The 22,961-nt window shown below is 41.4% G+C and carries 19 protein-coding genes; 4 read left to right on the top strand and 15 right to left on the bottom strand.

Annotation, left to right across the window (positions count from 1 at the left end; genetic code table 11):
• The first annotated feature begins 33 nt into the window (after positions 1-33).
• Positions 34-645 carry a hypothetical protein gene (locus tag HC246_RS17235; RefSeq protein ID WP_169364711.1) on the top strand — a complete coding sequence of 204 codons (612 nt, stop codon included), beginning with the start codon at positions 34-36 and terminating at the stop codon, positions 643-645.
• A gap of 18 nt (positions 646-663) precedes the next feature.
• On the opposite strand, the gene HC246_RS17230 is transcribed toward HC246_RS17235, so the two are convergent.
• From HC246_RS17230 to HC246_RS17200, 7 genes are all read right to left on the bottom strand, one after another.
• The gene (locus HC246_RS17230; protein ID WP_169364710.1) at positions 664-951 is read right to left on the bottom strand and encodes a hypothetical protein; all 288 of its coding nucleotides are present in this window, start codon (positions 949-951) and stop codon (positions 664-666) included.
• Between the two features lie 8 nt (positions 952-959).
• Positions 960-1,172 carry a DUF2283 domain-containing protein gene (locus HC246_RS17225; RefSeq protein ID WP_169364709.1) on the bottom strand — a complete coding sequence of 71 codons (213 nt, stop codon included), beginning with the start codon at positions 1,170-1,172 and terminating at the stop codon, positions 960-962.
• On the bottom strand, positions 1,160-1,474 hold the full coding sequence (locus HC246_RS17220; RefSeq protein WP_169364708.1) for a DUF4258 domain-containing protein: 315 nt from the start codon (positions 1,472-1,474) through the stop codon (positions 1,160-1,162). The genes HC246_RS17225 and HC246_RS17220 overlap by 13 nt, the downstream gene beginning before the upstream one ends.
• Before the next feature lie 42 nt (positions 1,475-1,516).
• A complete protein-coding gene (locus HC246_RS17215) occupies positions 1,517-1,726 on the bottom strand; it encodes an antitoxin (protein WP_169364707.1) in 210 nt (69 codons plus the stop codon).
• Between the two features lie 134 nt (positions 1,727-1,860).
• The gene (locus tag HC246_RS17210; protein ID WP_169364706.1) at positions 1,861-4,149 is read right to left on the bottom strand and encodes a DEAD/DEAH box helicase family protein; all 2,289 of its coding nucleotides are present in this window, start codon (positions 4,147-4,149) and stop codon (positions 1,861-1,863) included.
• Positions 4,150-4,205: 56 nt separating this feature from the next.
• The gene (locus tag HC246_RS17205) at positions 4,206-4,349 is read right to left on the bottom strand and encodes a hypothetical protein (RefSeq protein WP_169364705.1); all 144 of its coding nucleotides are present in this window, start codon (positions 4,347-4,349) and stop codon (positions 4,206-4,208) included.
• A gap of 26 nt (positions 4,350-4,375) precedes the next feature.
• Positions 4,376-7,834, bottom strand: a complete 3,459-nt coding sequence (locus HC246_RS17200) for an NB-ARC domain-containing protein (RefSeq protein WP_169364704.1) — start codon at positions 7,832-7,834, stop codon at positions 4,376-4,378.
• A gap of 175 nt (positions 7,835-8,009) precedes the next feature.
• On the opposite strand from HC246_RS17200, the gene HC246_RS17195 reads away from it, so the two are divergent.
• Genes HC246_RS17195 through HC246_RS17185 form a run of 3 tightly spaced genes read left to right on the top strand, consistent with a single transcriptional unit; the run spans position 8,010 to position 10,874 of the window.
• Positions 8,010-8,195 carry a hypothetical protein gene (locus HC246_RS17195; RefSeq protein ID WP_169364703.1) on the top strand — a complete coding sequence of 62 codons (186 nt, stop codon included), beginning with the start codon at positions 8,010-8,012 and terminating at the stop codon, positions 8,193-8,195.
• Positions 8,196-8,241: 46 nt separating this feature from the next.
• Positions 8,242-9,438 carry a serine hydrolase domain-containing protein gene (locus tag HC246_RS17190; RefSeq protein WP_169364702.1) on the top strand — a complete coding sequence of 399 codons (1,197 nt, stop codon included), beginning with the start codon at positions 8,242-8,244 and terminating at the stop codon, positions 9,436-9,438.
• Positions 9,439-9,476: 38 nt separating this feature from the next.
• The gene (locus HC246_RS17185; protein WP_169364701.1) at positions 9,477-10,874 is read left to right on the top strand and encodes an MFS transporter; all 1,398 of its coding nucleotides are present in this window, start codon (positions 9,477-9,479) and stop codon (positions 10,872-10,874) included.
• Positions 10,875-11,091: 217 nt separating this feature from the next.
• Here HC246_RS17185 and HC246_RS17180 read toward each other — a convergent pair whose 3' ends face one another.
• The 8 genes from HC246_RS17180 to HC246_RS17145 all read right to left on the bottom strand — a co-directional run bounded on the left by HC246_RS17180 (position 11,092) and on the right by HC246_RS17145 (position 22,879).
• Entirely contained in the window at positions 11,092-13,257 is a 2,166-nt protein-coding gene (locus HC246_RS17180; RefSeq protein WP_169364700.1) for a WD40 repeat domain-containing protein, read from the bottom strand.
• Between the two features lie 12 nt (positions 13,258-13,269).
• Positions 13,270-14,649, bottom strand: coding sequence for a PDC sensor domain-containing protein (locus tag HC246_RS17175; RefSeq protein ID WP_169364699.1), 1,380 nt, complete (start codon positions 14,647-14,649; stop codon positions 13,270-13,272).
• A 66-nt stretch (positions 14,650-14,715) separates the two neighbouring features.
• Positions 14,716-16,152 carry a hypothetical protein gene (locus HC246_RS17170; protein WP_169364698.1) on the bottom strand — a complete coding sequence of 479 codons (1,437 nt, stop codon included), beginning with the start codon at positions 16,150-16,152 and terminating at the stop codon, positions 14,716-14,718.
• A complete protein-coding gene (locus HC246_RS17165) occupies positions 16,149-17,234 on the bottom strand; it encodes a phage tail protein (protein ID WP_169364697.1) in 1,086 nt (361 codons plus the stop codon). Before HC246_RS17165 ends, HC246_RS17170 begins: the two co-directional genes overlap by 4 nt.
• A gap of 171 nt (positions 17,235-17,405) precedes the next feature.
• Positions 17,406-19,637 (bottom strand): putative baseplate assembly protein, encoded by a 2,232-nt coding sequence (locus HC246_RS17160; protein ID WP_169364696.1) that lies wholly within the window; start codon positions 19,635-19,637, stop codon positions 17,406-17,408.
• Positions 19,638-20,107: 470 nt separating this feature from the next.
• Positions 20,108-20,515, bottom strand: coding sequence for a GPW/gp25 family protein (locus HC246_RS17155; RefSeq protein ID WP_169364695.1), 408 nt, complete (start codon positions 20,513-20,515; stop codon positions 20,108-20,110).
• A gap of 24 nt (positions 20,516-20,539) precedes the next feature.
• Positions 20,540-20,932: a DUF4280 domain-containing protein gene (locus tag HC246_RS17150; RefSeq protein WP_169364694.1), complete on the bottom strand. Its 393-nt coding sequence runs from the start codon at positions 20,930-20,932 to the stop codon at positions 20,540-20,542.
• A gap of 42 nt (positions 20,933-20,974) precedes the next feature.
• Positions 20,975-22,879: a VgrG-related protein gene (locus HC246_RS17145; RefSeq protein ID WP_169364693.1), complete on the bottom strand. Its 1,905-nt coding sequence runs from the start codon at positions 22,877-22,879 to the stop codon at positions 20,975-20,977.
• Positions 22,880-22,961 lie beyond the last annotated feature (82 nt).

Raw genomic sequence — 22,961 nt, 5'->3', positions numbered from 1 at the left:
AGCAGAAATGTCAGCACTATTAGGAGTAGCCCTATGAAATCATTATGTTCTTATTCTTTATCAAAGTTCAATTCCCTATCAATCTTTACTATAGTATTTAGTCTGCTTATATTTCTTTTTGGTAAAGAAGTTGGTGGGGAAAATTATGTCAAGAATAATCAAGGTTTAACAGGCGTTTGGACGGATGACTACTCACTTGTTTTTGAAATTACTCCTTATTCCTGTACAGTCAGCAACCGACTTAAGGCTAATCAGATAGAAGCGACCTATCCAAATGGAAAAATTGTTGATGGTAATTCATTATTCATAATTCAAAAAGGGAATTCTTTGATATCACCTCAAGTAAAACTGACATCCCAATCTAGCCCTAATATCTATCTTAATGTTTTCAGCTCAGGATCTGTAACCAAAGATAGAATTGTCTTTAGTCAATTTTCAACTATTCAAACCTTCTTAGTAGCCACAATCACTTTAACTGGAAATATTAGTGACGATGGTAATAAAATTGTAGGCATGGCTGTTTGCAAACCTTCTATGAGTTCGCAGATTATTCAAGAAAAGTTTCAGCTATCAAGACGACCTGAAAATCAGCTAGACCTCATAAATTTGCTTGCTCTTTTTTCTAGTTTTCAGAGTTTTCCATAGCCTCATGTTTAGATGTATTCATTCTTGGTTTGTTGCGATGGAGATTGTGCCGACAGGCATATTGCGAATCATCCGATTGACGAAACTGAGATAGTCATCGATCGCTGCAAAATCATCTAGTTCTTGTTCTTCTGTTTCAGTAAGTGGGGTTTCTTCGCGTTTATCGAGTAGTTTCTCGATGCGTTGTTGGATGTTTTGCGATGCACGAAACATCATTACTCCGTCTTGCAGTGTTATAGCGATCGCGCCATCAAGGGGGAGATTTTTAGGTAATGTGATGATTGGCGTGATTGATGATGTGGTCATTGTGTGTTTTAGGCTGCAAGTGTTTCAAAGGAAAATCTGAGATTAGATGATTCTTGAAGGCTGTAATTGAGTTTTTCAAAGCCAATAACTACACCAGATTTATTTTTCATCAGGATTACTTCATCGCCTGTTTCTTCACAGATATACTCTTGGTTAGGATCGCCAAACCAGACGGTGAGGGTGTTTCCTAGTTTGTCGTAGTAGACTTTTACTTCTGCCATAGTTTTTCTCCTTCTTTAATTGCATCGGTGGGATAGGTGGTAATCAGAAAGCCATCGCCGTTGAGTCGCCTTGTGACTGCACAGACCCAGCGTTTTTGGTTTCTGGCACGATAGAACAGGTAAACATCGCGATCGCTTTTACTGCGACGGATTTCATCGGGTTGGGCGAGGGTTTCGCGGACTTCGGCTTCACAGTTGAGCATGATCGGATGTTTGATGGTGGTGATGATTTCCCAATAGGCTTGGGTGACTCGTACTGTGAAGTTAAGCGGTGTAAGGACTTCAAATAGTAATTCCTCCATTTTGATTTATCCATTTAGAAATTTATATATTTCTCCTCTTTCTTATAATGGAGGTTGTTCTCTAATTTCCATAAAGTCATCTGAGAAGAGATCGAGGCTGTTCCCAAGGGTTTGCCAAGGATTGTTTTTTGGAATTAGCATGATCGCATTTCCGACTTTTTTGATATAGACTTCTTCGCCGACCAGTTGAAAGCCGTCTGGTAATATGGCTTGTTGTTCGTTGCCTTGCATTCTGAGTTTGTCGGTGTTCATGGGTTTCTCCTTCTAGTTGTCTTCTAATTAAGTTTCTAAAAAGTAAACTAAATCAATGTGTTTTAAGTCTTTGATCAAAATCAGTAATTTTGAAATCAAATAATTATATTTAATTCTGTATTTTGGTAATTAATTCAGATGATTTCAGTAGTTGAAATATGTAATAATTTCTCAAGCTTGTAATAACATAATTCTTTGAATTCAAAATATTCACCAAATATTATTCGCCAACATTTTTCAAATATGTCTGTAACTTCGTTAAAAATATTATCTCTTGATAATATTTTTATGTTTTTACACTCAAAAACATACTCAAAAATAAGATGTTTAATCATGGAAATACCTTTCCTCAAACACTGATAATCATATAAATTATTATCACCATAATAACTACGATAATCTGCATTGTTTTCAATTCCTTTGCTAGAGGAGAAGCAAGAAATTTCATTGGCTATTACTTCAAGATATGAAATTATTTTCTTGAATCTTCGATCTAAATTGAATTTGATTCTACTGTCTGCGAAGTCATAAAATACTTGTAATCTCCATACAAAATTCTTCTTGTCATCTTCACTTGCCCATTGAGTATTTTTATCAAAGAAATCATAAACAAGCGCTCGGAAATTTGTGATAAAGTTTTGCAATTGGTATTCTTGATCGAATATTGTATTTCGCAATTCTTTGGATTTGTTCTCTTTGTTTAGTTCTAATTCTGATATCTCAGAACGTAACTCATTGATTTGTGTAGCACAATCATCAATATTGTTGCTTTGTTCAAGTGCTTTTATATCTCGTTTTTTCTTTTTAATGCTTTGTGTCAATTGTAAAATATCTGATCTCAGATCTAGCTCATTATCAACATCCGTAACTTCGAGATATTGATCTACTTTTTTCTCTCTATCATCTAAATCAACTTTGACCCTGCTTTTTGAAAAATCATAGGATATCTTTAATCTCAACGCAAAGATTTTCTTGTCATCTTCATTCTTCCAGTGAGTGTCATTATTACAGAAATCTTCAACAAGGCTTTGGAATGTTGGTAATATTTTTTGTAATCGTTCTTCTTGACTAAGTATTAAATTCTGTAATTCTTGTTCTTTACTTTGCTTTTCTTCTTCTGATCGAGAATTGTTAATTTCTATTCTTAGCTTTAATTCATCATCAATCTCAGGAAATGATTTAGAAATAGTTTTACTTTCAGCAGACATATCAACATCCTCTAATACAATAAGTTCTTCATCAATTTCTTCAGGATTAGTTTTAGTAAACTCTTCAAAATTCCTTGAACTAGAATTTTTAATTTTTGAACTGTCCTTAGTTGATTCTAATTTCCAATGTCTATCATCTTTAGGAGAGCCAAACTCTTGATGCAATCCAACATTATCAAGCACAATGCAGTGAGGTTTAGTTTTAGATGGACGCATACACCTACCAACCTGCTGCAAATACACCGATAGAGACTTGGTAGGTCGAGCAAGTTGTACCACCTCACAATCAGGAACATCAAAACCTTCAGAAACAATATCAAAGTTACTTAAAATCTCAATTTTGCCATCTTTAAATTTGTTGATAATTTCCATTCTTTCAAATTTCTTTGTTTTTCCATCTAAATGAGCAGCCCTAAATCCTGCTTCTTCATAGCGTTTTACAATATCCTTACTGTGTTCTATATCCACAGCAAACACGATCATTTTTTTCCCTTTAGCATATTCAACATAGCTCTTAACCAAATCAGCCATCACAAAATCTTGCCGCATCATGCGACTTAGTTGAGTAGAATCATAGTCACCAGTATTATTTATGCTAATGTTGCCTAGATCCAACTTAGACCAAATTTGCTTCCTACCCAAATATCGAATATCTGCTAAATGTTCATTCTTAATAAACTCTTTAATGGATTTAGAAGTAATTAATTTATCAAATAAACCAGTAAAACCTTCACCATTCAGTCGAATAGGAGTAGCCGTTACTCCAAGTATTTTAGCTTTTTGATATTTATCCAATAACCTGACATAGCTTTGTGCTGGTACATGGTGCGCCTCATCAATAATAATCAAAGAAGGATTGAGCCATGAATAATCTCGATTATCAAGCGTTTGAATAGTAGCAACTTGCACACGTCGAGATGGATTTGTACGATGATTGCCCATAATAATTCCTGCTTCAATCCGAAAATGTTCCCGCAACCTTTCTACATTCTGTCTAATTAATTCCTCTCGGTGAGCAACGATCAAGACAGTAGAGTTCTTCTCTAATTCCTGTTTAACAATTTGATTGAATACAACAGTCTTCCCCGTCCCCGTTGGCATTTGGAACATGACCCTTGTAACACCACTATTCCAAGCATCAGAAATCTTATCAATCGCCTCCTGTTGATAATCTCTAATTTCAATTTTCGGTAAATTGTAGCTGTATTCAGCCATAGATGCCCTGTGGATTATCCGAAAAAATTACTACAAACATCTTACAAGAAATTTAGCTAACTCGGTTTAACCATCACCGTCAGCCTTAGCCCCAAACTATCCAACCACGTCGCCAACTCATACACCGCTTGACTTTTATTACTTGCACTAAAATCTTTCACCCATTGGCGATCGCCTTCATCACCCAACGCGATCACCATATGACCTAAAGATCAAAATCTCGAAATTATTCAACAACTGCTCCTAATGCCATCAGCGTAGACTTTTGAGCCTCAGTCAAACCCTTGACACCATTAATATTCATCTCCTCATAGGGCTTAGGAATTTTCAATAACTTGCAACTCTTGCCAGTTTGCATATCCCAAAGCCGATTAGTTCCATCCTCGCCGCCACTGGCTAAAAGCTGTCCATCAGCACTAAAAATCAGATCGCCCATGTAGCCAATCCCGAACTCTCCATCTAAATGTTCCAAATAACTATTAGTGTTCCAATTCCATAGCTTGATCTCTGAAGTATTGCCACTGATCGCCAGAATTGGCGAAGTTGGACTTAGGGCAATTGTCCAAACAGGAAATTGACTTGGCAGCGTTCTCACACAATCAAAAGTTGTCAGATCCCAGCACTTAACCGTGTAATCCATACTGCCGCTAATCAACATCCCATCTTCACTAAAGGCTAAACTTTCGATGCGATCGATATGTCCCGCTAAGGTGATCAAACATTCAGGCGATCGCAGATCCCAAATTTTAATCGTGCCGTCCCAACTGCCACTAGCAAGGATTTCACCATTGGGATCGATCGCGAGAGATTGAACAGGACTGGTATGACCGCATAAAGTATGTAAGCATTCTCCCGTTGGCAGATGCCAAAGCTTAATCGTGCGATCGCCACTTCCTGAAATCAGCATCTCGCCATTAGGAGCAAAAATCACAAATCTCACCCAAGTCGAATGTCCTTGGAGGATTTGGGAACAGATTCCATTTTTAGCGTCAAAAATCTTGATCGTATGGTCATAGTTCCCACAGGCAAAGGTTTGCTGGTCAGGACTAAAGGCAACTTGCATCACTCCCGATGTACCGAGATCGAAATTCCTCAAACATTTTGCCCTCTCAACATCCCAAACTCTGACGCTCTGTTCTTCATAACTAAAGGAGAAGAGAAGATCGCGATCGTGACTCAAGGCAACAGGCTTCGTCGCTCGGTGATAGCCCTGAATTGTTCTAATACATTGCCCCGTCTCCACATCCCATAGCTTCACAATCCGATCGTCGCTGCCACTCACCAACGCCTTCGCATCGGGGCTAAAGGCAACCGACCAAATCCGATTTTTGTGACCATACAGAGTTCTAATTACTTCACCCGTACTCACTGACCACAGCTTTACGGTTTCATCATCCCCTGCACTAGCTAGCATCTGACCATCAGCACTGAAAGCGATCGCCCAAATCTGTTTCTGATGCCCTGCGATCGCACTCACGATTTGCCCCGTATGAACATCCCAAATCTTGATCAGGCAATCTTCGCCAGCACTGGCAAGCTGTACTTCTGAACTCTGCGCTTCGATTTGGGGCGCAAAGGCGAGTGCATAGACCGCACTGGCATCGACAATAGTCCGCAGACAGGCTCCCGTTGACACGCTCCATAGCTTAATGGTGCGATCTAAACTGCAACTAGCAACCGTTTGACCATCAGGGCTAAAGGCAACCGATCGCACAATCTGCTCATGTCCCTCTAAGATCATCAAGCATTTGCCCGTCTTGACTTCAGTTAACTTGACAGTGCGATCGCCTCCACAACTAGCAATCAGGCGATCGTCAGGACTAAAGGCAAGACTTGCCACCCCAATCGCATGGGCTTCCATCGCAAGCAGACATTCTCCTGTCTGCACATTCCATAGCTTAATTTTGCGATCGAGGCTGCCACTTGCCATCATCTGACCATCGTGACTGAAGGCAAGCGCAAATATAAATTCGCTGTGGGCTTGAGTTGTGAAGAGTTGACTGCCATCTGCTATCTGCCAAAAATAAATCCAGCCCCTGACATCGCTAGTGGCTAAAATCTTGCCATCGGGACTAAAAGCAGTCGCCATCACACTGCTAAAAGTGACTCGAAAAGCGGATTTAGCCAGATCGCAGTTAGAGAAATTTACTCGATGCAGTTCCACTGCTCTAAGGTCGGCTTGCCAAATCGATAAATTAGAGAAATCGTAACCCGTCAGATCGATATGCAGATAGCAGAGAAGATTCAACAAATTGCCACCTGAATAGCCTTGCTTTGGTGGAATTTCTGCCTTTAGTCTCGTTAACGCCACCGCGATCGCTTGATAACTCACCTTATCTGCTACAGACTGAAGAATAAAGCGAGTCTGAGCATCACGAATGTAATCCTTAGCTGTAGCTTCAATGAGAGCATGACTGTGGAGCAAATTCAGCTTCTGTTCAGCGCAGTTAATCTCCTGACAAATCTTTTCAATGAATTGATAATTGACATATTCCATCACCACAGGCTGAAGGGTAAACCCGCTAGCAGTAACCTCCATCAGCGATCGCTTTTTCAATAATTCCAGAGTTGCGATTAGTCTTTGCTTGGATTCTCGCGATAGTAAGCTCTCCTTAAGACTAAGAGCCGAAATTGGTTCGCGGGCAATCGCTAGCCAATACATTACCTCCTGCTCCGCTTCCGATAGCCTCAAAAATTGCCGATGCAGCAAATCCTGAATATCGCCAAAGGTCAGTCCTCCTTCTCGCATTAAGGCTAGCATTTGGGCAACATCACCCCCCAGTAAATCGCGAATCCCTGCGGCGACAATTTTGAGAGCGAGGGGATTGCCTGCATAGTGAGTGATGATTTCCTGCCATTCCACATCGTTTGCCGCAATAGCTTCTTTCGCAAACATCTGTAATCCCTCCTGCTGCGATAAGCCCGATAAATGCAGCGATCGCACTTTGTCTCCAATCAATCGTGATAGTTCAGGTGGTGCTTCGCGACTAGTCATCACCAAACAGCTTTGATGGCTACGTTCGCCGATATATCTCAGCAAATCGCCATAGCTTTCATAACCAGACCGATAGCCAGAGAGATAGCCAGAGCGATCGCTCAAAATTGATTCCCAGTTATCAATCACCAGCAAACATCGCCGCGCATCTAGATAGCGCATCAGAAGGTCAAGCTGTGCGGGTAAATTATCGGGAAGTTCCAGCGGTTGCGGATGGGAAAGAAACTGCAAAATATCCGTGAGGATGCTCTCAAAAGATGGGGCATTGCGGAGCGATCGCCAGATCGTAAATTCAAATTCTTCTTTTAATTGATGAGCTAGTTGTGATGCTAGGGAAGTTTTGCCCATGCCACCCATGCCCAAAATGGTCACAATTTGGTAGCGATCGCTGATTACCCATTGCTCTAACTGTTGCAGTTCGGTAGTACGCCCATAGAAGTTACCTACCTGCTGAGCCTCTTTTAAATCGACTTGAGCAACTCTAACAATTACGGCTTGCCAATCTACATCTAAAAGACCGCATAGTGCCTTAAAAGTCTCTAGGCGAATATCCGCTCTCCCAGCCCAAAAACGCTTAGCAACACCTTCAGATCCAGCTATTCCTATTATTTCACTTGCTAATTGTGTCCACTTACGATTTTTTAGCTCTTCGTTAAGTATTTTTAAACCTTGCGTAGTTGCTCTTGCCATAAATTTTTACGCTCAGCTAGATTTCAGTAAGCTTTATTTCATTATTTTACAGATCAAGGCGATAGCGATCGCTTAAAAACTGAGCCTCTAACTGATCCAAACTACGATCCTTTAAAACAAATTAACTCAGGCATCCTATTAGATAAGCGTTATACATAGCTAATCGGAGTTAGACATGAACAAGAATTTTTGGCTCAAAGGTTTTCAAGTTAAAGCAATCATCATCTCGCTGTCGTTAGCCTTACCAGTCGTCGTCATGGCACAAAACTTTAGCGATCGCCAAGCCAATGCTACTCCAAACGTACCTGCTTATTCCTTCTCAATTGCCGACTTAGCCAATGCAATGCGCTGGCATTGGTAGTTGATTAAATGATGAGATATTGAGAAACCCCAAAAGTATTGACGAAATGCAAATACAAAAATGGCAAATAGTTTCTATTCTAGTAATTTTTCTGCTAGCAGTGTCAGGTTTTAGTTGGTGGAGAATTTATCTCTATCCTAAACAGACCTTATTTCAGTCAGGGAAAATAGCTGAGAACTTTCGCTCGATGGAAAGCATCTTTCCTAGCAGACCGATCTCAAAATCTACTCAACCCTACAAACTTCAAGAAAACATTCGCGAATTAAATGTTTCCTACAAATTTGATGGAAAAAAACACGCAATGTCCGATCTACTCGATCGCACTTTTACTACTGGTATTTTAGTCGTTAAGAACGATGTAATCGTCTATGAGCAATATTTTCGAGGCAACTCGGCGATCGCTCGAAATACATCTTGGTCGATGGCAAAATCATTTATATCAGCACTGGTCGGCATTGCGATCGCTGAAGGCAAAATCAACAGCATCAACGATCCAATCACGAAATATGTCCCCGAACTAGTTAATTCTGGCTATAACAACGTTCCCATCAAGCATATTCTCCAAATGTCTTCAGGCGTTCGCTTTGATGAAGGTTATTCCAATCCGAAGTCTGATATTAATGAACTTCTACCTAAGTTATTTCTCTATGCCCGTCCGATGGATCAAACTATATTTGATTTTCCATCAGAAAAGGCTTCTGGCAAAGACTTTCACTATATGAGTTTAGATTCTCACGTATTGGGATTATTACTCAGACGTGTCACAGGAAGAAATATCGCCGATTACTTTCAAGAAAAGCTATGGCAACCTCTCGGAGCCGAATCTGATGCTTCATGGTTAACCGATCTGTATGGTACTGAAGTTACTTTTTGCGGTCTCAATGCGACTCTACGAGACTATGCCAAATTTGGGCTACTCTATCTCCATGAAGGTAAACTTAATGGCAAGCAGATCATTCCTCAAAGTTGGGTCAAAGAATCTACCATCCCTGATCGCCCAGATATGCAAGCAGGGGCTACAGATTTCAAGGAATATGCTGGATTTGGCTATCAATATCAATGGTGGATTCCACCTAATAGCGATGGAGATTTTGTCGCATTAGGTCATCGCGGACAGTTTCTCTACATCAATCCCAAGCATCAAGTGGTAATAGTCAAAACTAGCGCCGCAGAGAAGCCCTTAAATAGTGAAATAAGGTTAGAAACAATAGCACTTTTAAGGGCGATCGCGAATTCTTTCTAATTAACCACATTAACTCACTACTCACTTTAGAGGTCTTCATGCCATCTTCATCTTTGCCTATTGATCAACAAGGAAGACTTAGCTTGCTTACCAAGCTTGCCTATGGAGTAGGAGAAATAGCTCCCTCTATGGCTGGAAATATTCGTACATTTTTTCTATTGTTCTTTCTCACTAACGTTGCGGGTATGAGTGGCACTACGGCAGGAATTGTGCTGTTAATCGGGAGAGTTTGGGATATTTTCATCGATCCCGTAATTGGATGGCTTAGCGATCGCACAACTTCACGATGGGGCAGACGACATTCTTGGATGATCTATGGTGCGATTCCCTTCGGTTTATTTTTCTTTCTGCAATGGATTGTACCCACTACAGAGCCTAATCTCCTGTTCTGTTACTATGTGATAATTGCCCTACTTTTCGACACCGCTTTTACCGCAGTCACGCTCCCTCTAGCAGCACTTGCTCCCGAACTAACTCAAGACTATAGCGATCGCACCAGCTTGATTAGTTTTAAATCCTCTTTTGCCTTAGGTGGTGGCATTTTTGGATTGCTCCTCGCTCAAATAGTTTTTTCTAAAGTTGCTGACCCTAATCTCAAATATGCTGTTTTAGGTGGAGTCTGCGCCTTACTCTCAATTGTGGCTATTTATCTCTCTGTCTGGGGAACTCGTCATCGCGTAGCATTTCCAGATCGATCTCGTCAGATAGAGCCGCCAGCATCGATACCATTGCGATCGCAAATCCGTATCGTCTTCAGCAACCAACCCTTTGTACTACTAATGGGAATCTATCTCTGTTCTTGGCTCGCAGTTAATGTGACCGCAACGGTTTTACCCTATTACGTGGTTAACTGGATGGGTTTACCAGATCAAGATTTTACTCAGGCTGCGATCGCTGTGCAGGGTTCTGCCATGTTGATGATGTTGGTTTGGAACTCGCTAAGCAAAAGCATTGGCAAAAGAGCAATATATTTCATGGGCATTCCGCTATGGATTATTGCTCAAATCGGTTTATTGACTCTACAACCACAGCAAGTCGGCTTGATGTATTTGATGGCAGTACTAGCAGGCATAGGTGTTTCCGTAGCCTATCTTGCTCCTTGGGCAATGCTCCCTGATGTTATTGATCTTGATGAATTACAAACTGGTCAAAGACGAGAGGGAATCTTTTATGGATTTGTGGTGCAGCTAACGAAAATAGGTGTTGCAATCACTCTATTTCTAGTGGGCAAGTCTCTCGACTGGTCAGGATTTATCGCCACAAATGCACAACAACCTTTACCCATTCAACCCGATTCTGCGCTCTGGACTATTCGTTTGATGATGTCTCTATTACCTGCGGTAATTCTCATCGGTGGTCTCATCCTTACTTATCTTTATCCGATTACTAAGGCTAAGCACGAAGAGATTTTGTTGAGATTAAGACAAGAGAAATAGAGCACTTTAAAACCCTAAAAGTCTTGCTCCTTGGTAAAAGAGAAAACTAGTGATCCAAGCCAAGCCGATTGACCATGCCACTGCTAGGATGGCAAATTTAGAACTCTTCGACTCACTTTTGAGAGATGTTTGAGATGTGTCAATATCTTGATCGTGATTGCTAAGCAATAGATGAGTAGCGACGCTTTGCGTCGTTACTCATCTATTGGAAATGATTTTAGGGTTTATCACAGCCTAAATTAAAAATCCGATCTGTTTTTTGTCCCAATACCCTTCCTGCATTTGTGCCAGTCAGAGTCAAAACTTCCTTAGAAGTTAGATGAATATCTACAGCACCGATGGGGACAGGACGAGTTTCTAGAATCTTGCCATTAACATCGCCAGTTCTTTTTCCATTTTGAGTTAAAGTCCATAGCTTTGCCATTCCATCGTCACCACTACTGACTAAATAACAACCTTCTAGACTAAAAGCAACGGAGCGTACAGGTTTCCCGCTATGAGCAGTCCAACTGTCTATTACTTGACATGGGATATTACTCTGCAAACAAGCATTTAGATCCCAGACGGAAATAGCACCTTGATTGTCAGCAGTTGCTAGTAAATTGCGTCTGCGATCTGGAACGGCAATACTTTGAATGTAATCATCCTGACCACCTAACTGAGGATAGGTAAGGGTTTTAGCAGAATCTTTAACCCAGTTCCATAGCAATAGCTGGTTATAACGTCCCGCGATCGCTAAAACATTATCGTCCTGACCGACTAAGGCGATTGAAGAGATCGCAAAATCAAACTTCTTAGCTTGGGTAGGTTGCGTTGGTGGATTTGTAAATAGATCTTGGAGATCCCATCTGAGTAAAGTGCCACTGCCATGCCCGCTAAAGAGAGTTCTGGAATCGAGGGTATAGGCTAATCCAAATACGCGATCGTCAGCTTGATTGCTAAAAGTTGCTAGAGGTCGATTGACCTCATTGTTGGCATCCCAAATCTGAATTTCGCCATTTTCTAATCCAGCCGCTACAAGATCGTTATGTACGGGACGGAAACGTGCAATCCGAATTGCCTTTTTAGGATTGGCGATTACGCCCATCTCTTGATTGAGTAAAGGGTTATAAAATCCTTCTATAAACCATTTCCGCAGAGTGCGATCGTTTGAGCTACTAACTGCAAACGTACCCTTACCGTCATATTGGACAGAGGTAACAGGGGCTTTATGGGGAGGAAATGGGTTGTAAGGATTGAGAAAGGAAAAATACCAAGAAACAAATAAAGTTAATCCAGTTAAGATTATTATGAATATAAAGGGAATGATTGGTTTGATTGATAATTCAACTGACTGAATTTCGTCGTTAGTATTAACTCTAGGATCTTGCCAGTTCGCTTTAACTAATAGATTTAACTTCTTAGCTTTGCCAAACCAAGGTCGCGATTTATCAATTTGTAGATTAAAATCGATCTCACTAAATGGTTCAACTTCTGCTTCATTAGGAGAGACTTCGTAGGAAAAATCTTCAGTTGTAGCAATATTTTCGATATCGAAATTAACTTTGTGGGCAATGTTGCTAGCATTTTTTGCGATTAGAGGAAATATTGCGGGTGGTGCTTGCCAAAATTTCCACCATGATTTCCATTCTTTCCATGATGACTTAGGAGGAATAGTGAGGACTTTTTCAGAGCAGATAAATTCTAACGAACCTTTCGGCAGTACTTCTAAACTACATTCAGAGTGAGACGGCAAGCCATTTGTATGGATGACATCAATAGCGAAGGGATAAATTTTGGAGACTGCCTCGTGATCGAAGGGTAAAGTACATAAAAATGATGTTTTAAATATTCCCCCAGGCTTAATGGCAAATTGTTGAATATGCCCCTTCGGAAACCATGATTCAGGCAATCCTAGACAATTTAAAGTAACATTTGTACTCTGTTGGGTTGTGTTTCCAATTACGATTGGGATTTCTACACTTTCTAGAGGTGTAACTTGTAGCTTTTGTGAGGGGATTTCGACTTTTAATTGCGATCGCGTACCGCCTGCTTGTAGATTAATGCGGATGATTTCACGATTTTCTTCCCGCAACTCCATCGAAACTGCTTGTACGGTCACATTCATAATCCCCATAAATCCTGGGATTGGAGTTTCTATGATCGAAACGACAAATTCTACTAAATCCCCAGGAGGAATTTTTACGCTTACATCTGGAGAGATTTTATACCACTCATATCCAACCGTTTGGACATCTGCTCCCGCCGCAATGAGTTCAAGTTGAAAACTGGCAAATTGATCGCTGTTATTGACGACAACTACAGAAAAAGAATTCTTTTCAGAGCCAATTTTAAAACTTAATTCTTTTTGCGGGATCTCTAAGCCAATTTGATTTGCTGACATTGATATATTCTCCTATTTGCTGCGAGCGGCTCTAGAACGGCTCAAAATTGATTTTAATGAATTTTGGCTTCCCATTGATGAATTCATTGCTGCTTTTTTCGCTTCGTCATTGTCTTCGCGTAATTTGTTTAATTGAGTTTTCAGCCCGTGATTGCGTTCAGCGATTGTACTGCCCATTTCTTGAAATACCCTTGCCATTTGCCCCAGTTCATCCTTACGTGTAGTAATTGTTTCTAAACCTTCAGGATTAAAGGAATCTTCTTCGATCTCTTTAGCGGCAATCATCAGGTTTTTAATTGGTCCCAGTAGCCATGAGGCGATCGCTAAACCAATCAGAATATTTATGCCTAGCATAATGACGATAATAATTAATGTGACACGATTGTTATCATCAATTTCTTTCATAAAGATAGATTTGGGCACAATTATGCCCACAGTCCAATCTAGCTGAGAATCTTTGGATAGTTTATGGGTGCTAACAATATATTTCTCACCATTAACCTCAAATTCGATCACTTTAGCTTCTTCTTGAATATTTTTAAATCCTCCTAAATTTTCCTTGATAGATAAACCTGCTTTTTGAAGTTTAGAATTCTTGCTTTGGGAGATCTCAAAGCGCTCGACACGATTACCTTGGTTGCTAAAGATTGGTTCCTCAGATGTTGATGCGACTAAGTTGCCATTCTCTTCTACTAAAAACACTTGCCACTTATCTGTAGGACGGATTGCTAGCATATGCTGCTTAATCTGCTTTAGGGAAATATTAATACCTGTTACTCCCTGCAAAATTCCATCGGAATTATAGATCGGTGTCGCATAGGTCGTAGTGAGTTCACCATCAGTGGTACTCACAAAAATAGAACTCCAGATGGCTTTCCCCGATTGCTTAGCCGCCACATACCAAGGTCGATTTCGATGGTCGTAAACTTCATTCGTGACTAATTTGCCACGTTCACCATTGCTGCTAAGTTCATAGGTTGGTCGATTGGGGATCGTACTCTCATCTCGAATTCGCAAGAGGAATTTTGAACTTGATGGTGCTTGGCGTTCAATCCCGACCATTGAGCCTTTTTCATGACCAAAAAAGAGAATATTTTGTGTGTTAAATTCCCTAGATTTATTGAATATCTCTCTTTGCACTTGGTTGATGTCATTAGGATTGACACTCCCATTTGTCAAGGCAGTAGCTAAGGCTTGGTTGATCTGTACTGAATCCTTAAGATAGGAATTAATATTCTGTTCGACACGATGGCTTAAATTGTCACAAAGATTTTTAGTTAATTTTTGAACTGTATGTTCACTACTATAGAAGGAAATTATATTCGTAATCCCAACTGCAACTACAATTTGGATGCTGATAACAATTGGAACAACATGACGAATAGATGACATAGTTAGATACCTTAAATAAGCTTAATAAATCAGTCATAAGTCAGTCATAAACTGATGTTAGGGATGCTAGAGCAACATATTGGTAGTACGTCGTTGATCGCTTGATGGAGCCATGTCATTGCGGGATTGAGGGTTGAGTTGCATAGCTCTAGACATAGCATAGCGTTGAGTTGCATAGTTCAGGATATTAATACCTAGTTCTTGGAAAACTCGAATGTCTTCTCTAGAAATCGCCTGACCATCAATCATCCCCCCGAAAAGTGAAGGGAGAGAGCCAAATACAGCGATGATGCCGTCACCTGCTAGGATTTGAATGGGATGTTCAAGGATAATCGGTAAGATTGAGAATAGGAATGGCTGACTGCGTAAGGGATGACTGCGCTCTAGTTCGGCAAAATTTAGTAACGGTGCTTCTATGGGTAAGTTGCTTTTAAAAGAGTTTAATAACTCATCAGTTTGAGAGCGGATTTCGATCGCGATCGCATCTAGCTCTTCCTGCAACTCTGACCGTAAAGAAGGATCTGAGCCATCAGTAAATCTAGGAGTAATTTGTGGAGGTAAATTCTTTTTCAGTTTTGCTCTTGCGTTTTGGAGTTCTGACTGAATTGCAAGTAAATCCTCTAGCTTGGTATCTCGAATGGGGATCTCGAGCAAAATTGATCCTCCATTAGCAACATATTCTCGTAAAGATAGTTGAGTGCTTTCGTTTAAAGCATTGATGTGAGAACTATGTAAATAAATTAAGTGATAGGGAAGTATCTGATCGGGTGTAAATTCTGATTGGATATTTAGTTCGGGAATTATTTCTACCATCCCAAGGCTAGGAGCTAAGCTAGTTAGGGCTTGTCCTAGAAATTTGAAGTTTTGTTTAGTCTCTGCGACTGAGTTTGCACCTGCACTAAAACAAGCAAAGTGGATCGTATCTTGTGGGCGTAATTTAGCCTGTAGACGGTAGCGCAGATCTAACTCAGATACAGCAGGCGCAAATAAATCCGCAGGCTTTTTGATTTCTAATGTTTCTTGCGTGATCGCAATTCGACAAATTTCGATATCAGTATCTGCAAGGGAAGTGGATTTTTCGTTAACTCGAAAAGTTTCCACAATCACTTCATTACCGTTTGATCTCTTGAGCTTGCTTGGATCAACATAGCTCAGTACGAGATATACCGTTTCAATTTCTTGCTCAAAGGCTGATGTGGAAATCCGAAAATCTAATGGTGTGGGCACAACGATAAAGTTGCCATGGAGATTGATCGCCATACCAGCTTGAATCTGTACCCAACGTCCATCTCGAAATTTTGCAGGTAAGTCCGCAGGAGGCTCAATCGGCACAACTCCTAAGCCACAGATTATTCCGGGGAGAAATAGGGATTGAAACTGGACGTTTTGACGTTGATGATGATATTCATGAGCTAATCGCCAGCGCTCACTATTAATCATTAGTCCATCGGATACCTGTAAGCGTTCAAAGGACTGAATTTTGGGATAGGGAAAGTCATTCATATAATTTCTAAGTCGTAGGTACAGAATGCGGGTTTCTCTCGTTCGATGATCTGATGAATTAGGGCTAAATCGAGCCTATTTTGTAAATCGTTACGAATCCTCACAATGAAATGAAAAGGTCTACGTCCCCCCGCCGATGTATTGAGTCCTAATTGTGCTGCTCCTAGCACAAAGCCTCGTCCTGTCACTTCAAAAACGCTAATATGTTTTTCCTGTTCTGGTAAATGCTCGTCAAGAGGTAGTCCTGTGAATAAATGGATATAAAAACGTAATCCGCGACGGGTTCCTCGCCAACGGTAAATTTGCATTGCCTGCTTGATCAGATAGCGTTGACGCTGCATATCGATCGCGGGTGTTAATTCCCACCCCACCCAATGTGCTAAAAATGGCAACATCGTCTCTGGAGAAAGCATGGGGTCAAGGTACGCCCACAGAGCATCGGAAATCTGGACATCAGGCTCAAGGCATTCTTCAAAAATTTTGAGCATTCGCCCCACAAAATCGACTTCGCGATAGGTATCAGGCAGGAAATCTAGATAAAGGCTAGTCGGTCGCACATAGAGGCGGAAGGATTCAATATCAAATAGTTCTAGGCGGGAAACTAGCGTTGATGTTGTTTCTGCCTCCTCATTAGTATCTGCACTTTGGGCATAGCCACCATAAACCTGTAGAATTCCATGATAGTTAATGGTTAATGATTGAGTTGGTGCGATCGCATCTTGTCTCTCAAAGAAATCCGCAGGTATTTGGAAATATAGCACTGCTTCCATTTCCGCATGGGGGGGGAGTTCGTTCCCTTCCATGCCAATTTGACACCATTCCTCAGGGAAATTTCCCTCGACTCGTAAATCAGTTAGGAGCGATCGATTACTAGAATTTTTGAGCTTAACGACGATTTCACTAGGCTCATTAGGATGGATCAGTAGCTTGCAAGGATTGGGCGATCGCACTTCATTTAACTTTGACTCACCTTGTTGCTGAATGTTGAGATCGGCGCTAGCCAGAGATTCCTCCGTAGCATCGGGAGTTTTCATAGAAATGAGGCGGACACTGAGCGCTTGCAGCTTACTTTTGGGAGGCATAGAGAATTGATTGGTATTTATCGGTAAAGTTTAAGAGTTGGCATCATCATGTTTCTGTAGGCAGCATGGTTAGGGTAATTTATCTGTGGCTTCGACTCCGCTCAGCCAACGTTAGCTGAGCGAAGTCGAAGCTAGATAACTTTGGTGGGACATTGTTTATCCTCAAGAGCCTTATACGATGTTAATGACGTGACTAGAGCGAAACCTTGGACTGCGCCAAGAACAAATTAACCCCGTGGGACTTGGATCAATAATTGGTTGTGGTGAGAGTCGCCTTACCCATTCTCCATTTTCATAGCGCAATTCAAAAAGCTGAACTGTCCCCAAAAATCTTACTCCTTGAACATTTTGTAATAGTTTGACAATATCAGAGGGATAGACGGGGCGACCAAATTCCCAACCTTGTCCCTGCACACCTCCCGTAATTGGATTGAGAAAGCGATATAACATCACCTTTAATTGTCGAATGATATCCTGCTGTACTTGAGGATTACTATAGGCAGTTTCTAGGGAAATTTCTGTTTGAACGCATACACCTACATATTTCGGTGATTCGAGCTGAATCTGTACCCCTAACATTTTGCGTTCATCAAGATAGTTCAAGATGCGATCGCTTAATTGCGGAGTTAATACAAACTGCTCAGGTGCAATTCCCTCTCCCTGATCGATACCTAAAGTACGTACTCGCGGCACAATTAACAGTTTGACAATCCCTGCATCTTCCTTTCTCTTCGCAGGTGTACAGAGAACCCTTGCTACCGTCCCTTCCCCCGCAAGCATAGTGAGATATTCAAAGTCCTCTTGGTTAACGGCGCGATCGCGAGTCTTTAACATTTTGGGGACACGGATAGCAACATCATCAAGGGATTCGGCATCTGCGCCATTGCAGGCTGAGAGATGATTGGTGAGGCTTGCCACATAGGGGATTGCATTTTTCGCAATTTGAATACTACCGCGCTGGACATTGCCTCGAAAGCCGCCGCCCGTGCGATATTTCACCATTTGGATGATCGAGCCTTTGGGCGGAACCGCGCCATATTGGATGCCACTAGAACGGGAAGCGATCGCTGCGGCTTCGGGATTGAGAGCGATCGCATTAGTCCCATCAGGTATTACCCTTTGCATTGGTTCCCCCTGTAGCCTCATGCGTTGCAATGTATGCTGACTCTGATAATTGGGAGTTTGTACAAAAGGTCCAAATTGAATCATGCCAGAAGTAGAATCAATCACATAATGCAAATCATTGGCTCCTGACTCCGAAAAGTTGCTCACTTCTCGCCATATTTGCGGCAAGCCTACAGGTGGACTAACTAAGAGATATTCATCTTCTTGACGGGGTAACACAGGCTTATTGAGTAAATAAAACACTTGACCTGATTTGCCATTACTTTCGCCGACCACTTCATTAGCGATCGCATAGCATTGTGTGACTTTCACTGTTCCCCCGATCGCACGGGCACTCATGCCGATAATATGTGGCGATCGGCTGTATCCCGATTGATTACCTGTCGGCTCCACATAGCTACAGCGCAACCAGCGTCCGCGATAGGTCGAAAACTGTGACACATTCCAAGTTAGCGGTAGATGAAAGATTATTTCGGCTCCTTGTAAAGGATTTGTCCCCTCATTGGCTAGCTCACTAAAGCTAAACCCCTTAGTGCGATCGTCACTATCTTTGAGCAATACTGGTTGCCATACATAGCCATCCCATGCCTCCCAATACCTTGGGGGATTATTGGGATTGATGCCTGTAGTGGTTGCTGATTCCCCTTTAAACTTGAGCGCAATTACATTTCCATCAATCGGTTGCTCTTCATCAAAAACCACATAAAAACAATTATTCGGCTGAGGTGGATCACCAAATAAAGCGATTTCTTGACCTGACCATTCTTCTTCATTGTCTTCCGACCAGATATCCTGCAAGAGATCCCTCAAAGATTCAGGCTTTTCTTCGATTGTTGATGCTGCAAGAAGATGGGAAATGCGCGGCTTGGCAATCACCAGTGGTTGATCGGTGCTAAAAATAATCGCATCCTCTTCCTCTGTGCGTACCGTTGCCACCTCACTCCCCGCAGGAATCGTATATGGCTCAGGCAACGATGCACTCAAATAAAAGGTAACTTCAGTTTGAGCTGGGGCTGGTGGTTGTAACCGAATCCCTAATAGTTCTAAAAAAGCAACGTAGTTACGGCGCGGCACTTGGTTAAACCGCATCAACATTTGATCGGTTAACCAAGCAAATAACTCAATGAGCGTTACCCCTGGGTCGCTAGGATTATAATTTGTCCACTCAGGACAATAGCGGGGGATTCGCAGCAGACATTCATTCACTAACTCCGCAAAAGTGCGATCGTCAAGATCGGATTTGGGCAAATTAGGGAGAAAATCAAACTCTCTGGTCATTACACAAAGCTCTCTAGTGAATTATGCCTTGCCGAATTTTACTAGCTAGAGCAGCATTTAACGATGAACTACCAAATTATTTAAAAAAGCTTAAACCTAACTGGCTTAACTTTCACAATCGGCGCTTTTCACCCCAAAGATCACCAGTAATAATACTTAACGCGAGTTCGGGATAATTTGAAACGAGCTTTGAGAGAGGGTTTGCTACGCAAACCCTCTCTCAAAGCCCAAAAGTAAAAGCATTGCGTAGCAATGCTTTTACTTTTGGGCTTTTAAAATTTGCCAACTTAACCCGAACTGACGTTACTTATTAAGGGACTTGCGATTAATTAAAGTACCTACGGCTTCGACTTCGCTCAGCCAACGTTGGCTGAGCGAAGTCGAAGCCATACAAACTCGGTGCTACCTTTTTTCTCGTCAAGTCCCTAAGCTGTGGCGCACGCTGCGCGTGTGCCACGGCTTAATAAGTATTATTTTTCACTAGGAGGCAGCAAATAAAATGGATAAACCATACTGCGGGTATCATGCCCATCTTTGAGGCGATATAAGATTTTGAGATCGAGACGACCTTTAATCGGATCGGGTTCAGCATAAACTCCCGTCACTTTAATCCGTGGTTCCCATCGATTCAGAGCTTCTTCCACATAGACCCTTGCCAACAAAATCGTCTGTGGATTCATCGGTGCAAAGGTCAAATCTGCTAAACGACTACCAAAGTTAGGACGATATACCCGCTCACCTAATTTTGTATTCAAAATTGTGGCGATCGATTCCTCTAAATTGCGATCGCCCCCATCAATTTTCAGTCCACCCTGAACGCTCACCCTTAAGGGAAACGAAATCCCTCTACCAATATAATCTTGATCTGATTTGCTCATAATTTGATAGTTACTGACGGATAGTTATGGAACTTGTACTGTAAATTGTCCGGGCATATTAATCGAAATTACACCGCCCCAAGTACACATACATTTAGCGGAATTGTTGAGAGCAGGAAAATTATTGATCAATACGGTTGGTGCGCCGACAACCCAAGGAGCAACGGTTACAGGGATACAAGGCATAGGCGTTAATACTCCAAAAGCCGCAGCAGTAGCCGCAGCTACCATAGGATTAGCAATAGAGCTACACATGCCGAATGGTGGAATATTAGCGATCGGCGCAAAGTCCATGATCGTTGCGGCTAAAGGTCCTCCCGCCATAGTAGGCGGTCCTTTAGGAATGACGATCAATGAACTTGGAGCAGCACCAAAACTGCATTGCATCATTGCTCCCATTACTACTTGTTGACCCATTACTTATTTCTCCTCTAGCCTCGAAGTTTATAGCAGAACAGACTAATTAATTTTAACTAAACCACCTTTAATTACTGCCATTCCACTGCCATCAACATTAACGACAGTACCTTTAACTGTATTAGTTGCCGTCGCTTCAACATTTACTGTTGTTGAAGCTTTTATTTGGACTTTGATGCCTTCAATATCAATTCCAGAGTTAGAAATTACGATTTTATTACTACCAACTTTGAGCGTAATGTTGGTAGTAGCCGTTAATGTAATATTTGCTGCATTAATCGTGAGATCATTTGCTGAACCACTTGTACCAGTTTTAACAGTAATGTTTCCTGTAGAAGTTAAGCTAATTTCTTTACTACTATCATCAGCACGGAACTTATGTCCTCCAGTAGTTTCTAGTTCTGCAAATTTATCACTATCGTTTAGTCGGAGATTGTGACCACCTATCGTATTAAGATACACTCCTTTTTTTGTATCTTTATCCTCTTCGACAAATTGGAGCTTATGTCCAACACGAGTTTTAAAAGTGCGTAAGCGGACTTTCCCATCGACAACGGTATTAGCAACTGTTTCAGGTGGTGCGTCGGTTCCATTCCATACGCCACCGATTACATAGGGACGATGAATATCCCCATGTTCAAAGGCTACTAACACTTCATCATTAACCTCAGGTAAGCAATCAAACCCTCTTGTGGGACCTGCGCCAACGCTGACAACTCTCGCCCAATTACTTTCATGCTCCTCTGTAAGAGTAGGGAACTTTACCCGCACCCTTCCCCAGCCTTTAGGATCGTTGTTGTTACTTACTACGCCAACCAGCATGGTTTGCCCAGGTTCTAGATGTGGTTTTGCTGACAAGATAGAAACGATATCGCCACTACTTCTTAAGCCTCTAACACTAAATTGAGTAATATATTTGCGTTCATGGAACAAATGATGAGTTTCCGTAACATAGTAACTACCACTATATTTACCCATGTCCGTTAACTTCACAACCTTACCAGTTCTAATGCTCGGATTTCCTTCGCCTTTGGCATCAGCATTGACGAATTCTCCACCTAATTCATTGCATAATGATTGCGCTATTTTCTGAGCTTCGCCTGTACTGAATACAGGCTGATCAACAACAATCATTTTGGGGCTAACCGTAAATTTGGTGCTGGCTGCACTACCTTTTCCACTATCAGTCTTAGTAATGACTTGTTCTGTTGATGCAGTGGAAACAATAGCCTTCTTGGTTGCATAGTCCCAACCTCTTACTTCTACAGAACTGACCTGCTCTGCGCTAGAAACACGCACTCTAAAGCTATGAATATCCTCTAACCACTTAAGGGTTAATTCTTGGTCTTGAGTGGGCTGACGGAAGTTGAGCTTGCCATTTTGGACATATAGTTCAAAGCCGACACGAGCCGCTCTTTCCCTTAAAAACTCCATGTTAGTCTGGTTTTCTTGAAAAAGATACTCATGGACAAGTGTGGTTGCGGTTACAGTTCCAGAAGAAATGCCAGCTTCACCGATTATTTTAGAAACTACATCACTATCGGTAACATCTTGGAAAGAACGATTATAGCGACCTCTATGTAGCCGATGTGAGATATCGTAACCGCGAATAATAATTGGAGCTTGTGATTTTTCGTTGAATTCTGTCTCGATCGCAGTAATTTCACCGTCTATGACATATCCAGTTTCCTCAGTAGAAAAATCAGCATCCTCAGTGGTGCTGGAGGTAAAGCCAATTTTAATTTTCTTCCCGATCGCAAATGATGCTTGATGTTTCCATGTAGTGTCGCCATTCCCTGGGAAATAATCATTATTGATAATTAGGGTAAACATCCCGGGTAGATGTAGACTCTCTTCCACTGATATTTGCAAAATATCATTAAGTAAATCTGCGGAAGCAGCAGTTCCTTCAATTTGCAGTAAGGGTGTTGGTATATATTTGGGCATTGTCAACTGGTATTAGTTTAAAGTTGGAGCGATCGCTAAGGAGATAAATAACGTTGCTTCGTAACGCTATTTATTAATCTTA

Source organism: Pseudanabaena yagii GIHE-NHR1, assembly GCF_012863495.1.
Lineage (GTDB): Bacteria > Cyanobacteriota > Cyanobacteriia > Pseudanabaenales > Pseudanabaenaceae > Pseudanabaena > Pseudanabaena yagii.
The sequence above is the reverse complement of the archived record's forward strand: the minus strand, read 5'-3'. Positions and strand labels throughout refer to the sequence as shown.

What these genes read in the sequence shown, in the direction of transcription:
- HC246_RS17175 (WP_169364699.1), bottom strand. Translation starts at nt 14,649, where the DNA reads ATGTCATCTATTCGTCATGTTGTTCCAATTGTTATCAGCATCCAAATT.
- HC246_RS17190 (WP_169364702.1), top strand. Translation starts at nt 8,242, where the DNA reads ATGCAAATACAAAAATGGCAAATAGTTTCTATTCTAGTAATTTTTCTG.
- HC246_RS17185 (WP_169364701.1), top strand. Translation starts at nt 9,477, where the DNA reads ATGCCATCTTCATCTTTGCCTATTGATCAACAAGGAAGACTTAGCTTG.
- HC246_RS17145 (WP_169364693.1), bottom strand. Translation starts at nt 22,879, where the DNA reads ATGCCCAAATATATACCAACACCCTTACTGCAAATTGAAGGAACTGCT.
- HC246_RS17155 (WP_169364695.1), bottom strand. Translation starts at nt 20,515, where the DNA reads ATGAGCAAATCAGATCAAGATTATATTGGTAGAGGGATTTCGTTTCCC.
- HC246_RS17165 (WP_169364697.1), bottom strand. Translation starts at nt 17,234, where the DNA reads ATGCCTCCCAAAAGTAAGCTGCAAGCGCTCAGTGTCCGCCTCATTTCT.
- HC246_RS17150 (WP_169364694.1), bottom strand. Translation starts at nt 20,932, where the DNA reads ATGGGTCAACAAGTAGTAATGGGAGCAATGATGCAATGCAGTTTTGGT.
- HC246_RS17160 (WP_169364696.1), bottom strand. Translation starts at nt 19,637, where the DNA reads ATGACCAGAGAGTTTGATTTTCTCCCTAATTTGCCCAAATCCGATCTT.
- HC246_RS17170 (WP_169364698.1), bottom strand. Translation starts at nt 16,152, where the DNA reads ATGAATGACTTTCCCTATCCCAAAATTCAGTCCTTTGAACGCTTACAG.
- HC246_RS17180 (WP_169364700.1), bottom strand. Translation starts at nt 13,257, where the DNA reads ATGTCAGCAAATCAAATTGGCTTAGAGATCCCGCAAAAAGAATTAAGT.
- HC246_RS17215 (WP_169364707.1), bottom strand. Translation starts at nt 1,726, where the DNA reads ATGAACACCGACAAACTCAGAATGCAAGGCAACGAACAACAAGCCATA.
- HC246_RS17195 (WP_169364703.1), top strand. Translation starts at nt 8,010, where the DNA reads ATGAACAAGAATTTTTGGCTCAAAGGTTTTCAAGTTAAAGCAATCATC.
- HC246_RS17220 (WP_169364708.1), bottom strand. Translation starts at nt 1,474, where the DNA reads ATGGAGGAATTACTATTTGAAGTCCTTACACCGCTTAACTTCACAGTA.
- HC246_RS17210 (WP_169364706.1), bottom strand. Translation starts at nt 4,149, where the DNA reads ATGGCTGAATACAGCTACAATTTACCGAAAATTGAAATTAGAGATTAT.
- HC246_RS17230 (WP_169364710.1), bottom strand. Translation starts at nt 951, where the DNA reads ATGACCACATCATCAATCACGCCAATCATCACATTACCTAAAAATCTC.
- HC246_RS17235 (WP_169364711.1), top strand. Translation starts at nt 34, where the DNA reads ATGAAATCATTATGTTCTTATTCTTTATCAAAGTTCAATTCCCTATCA.
- HC246_RS17205 (WP_169364705.1), bottom strand. Translation starts at nt 4,349, where the DNA reads ATGGTGATCGCGTTGGGTGATGAAGGCGATCGCCAATGGGTGAAAGAT.
- HC246_RS17200 (WP_169364704.1), bottom strand. Translation starts at nt 7,834, where the DNA reads ATGGCAAGAGCAACTACGCAAGGTTTAAAAATACTTAACGAAGAGCTA.
- HC246_RS17225 (WP_169364709.1), bottom strand. Translation starts at nt 1,172, where the DNA reads ATGGCAGAAGTAAAAGTCTACTACGACAAACTAGGAAACACCCTCACC.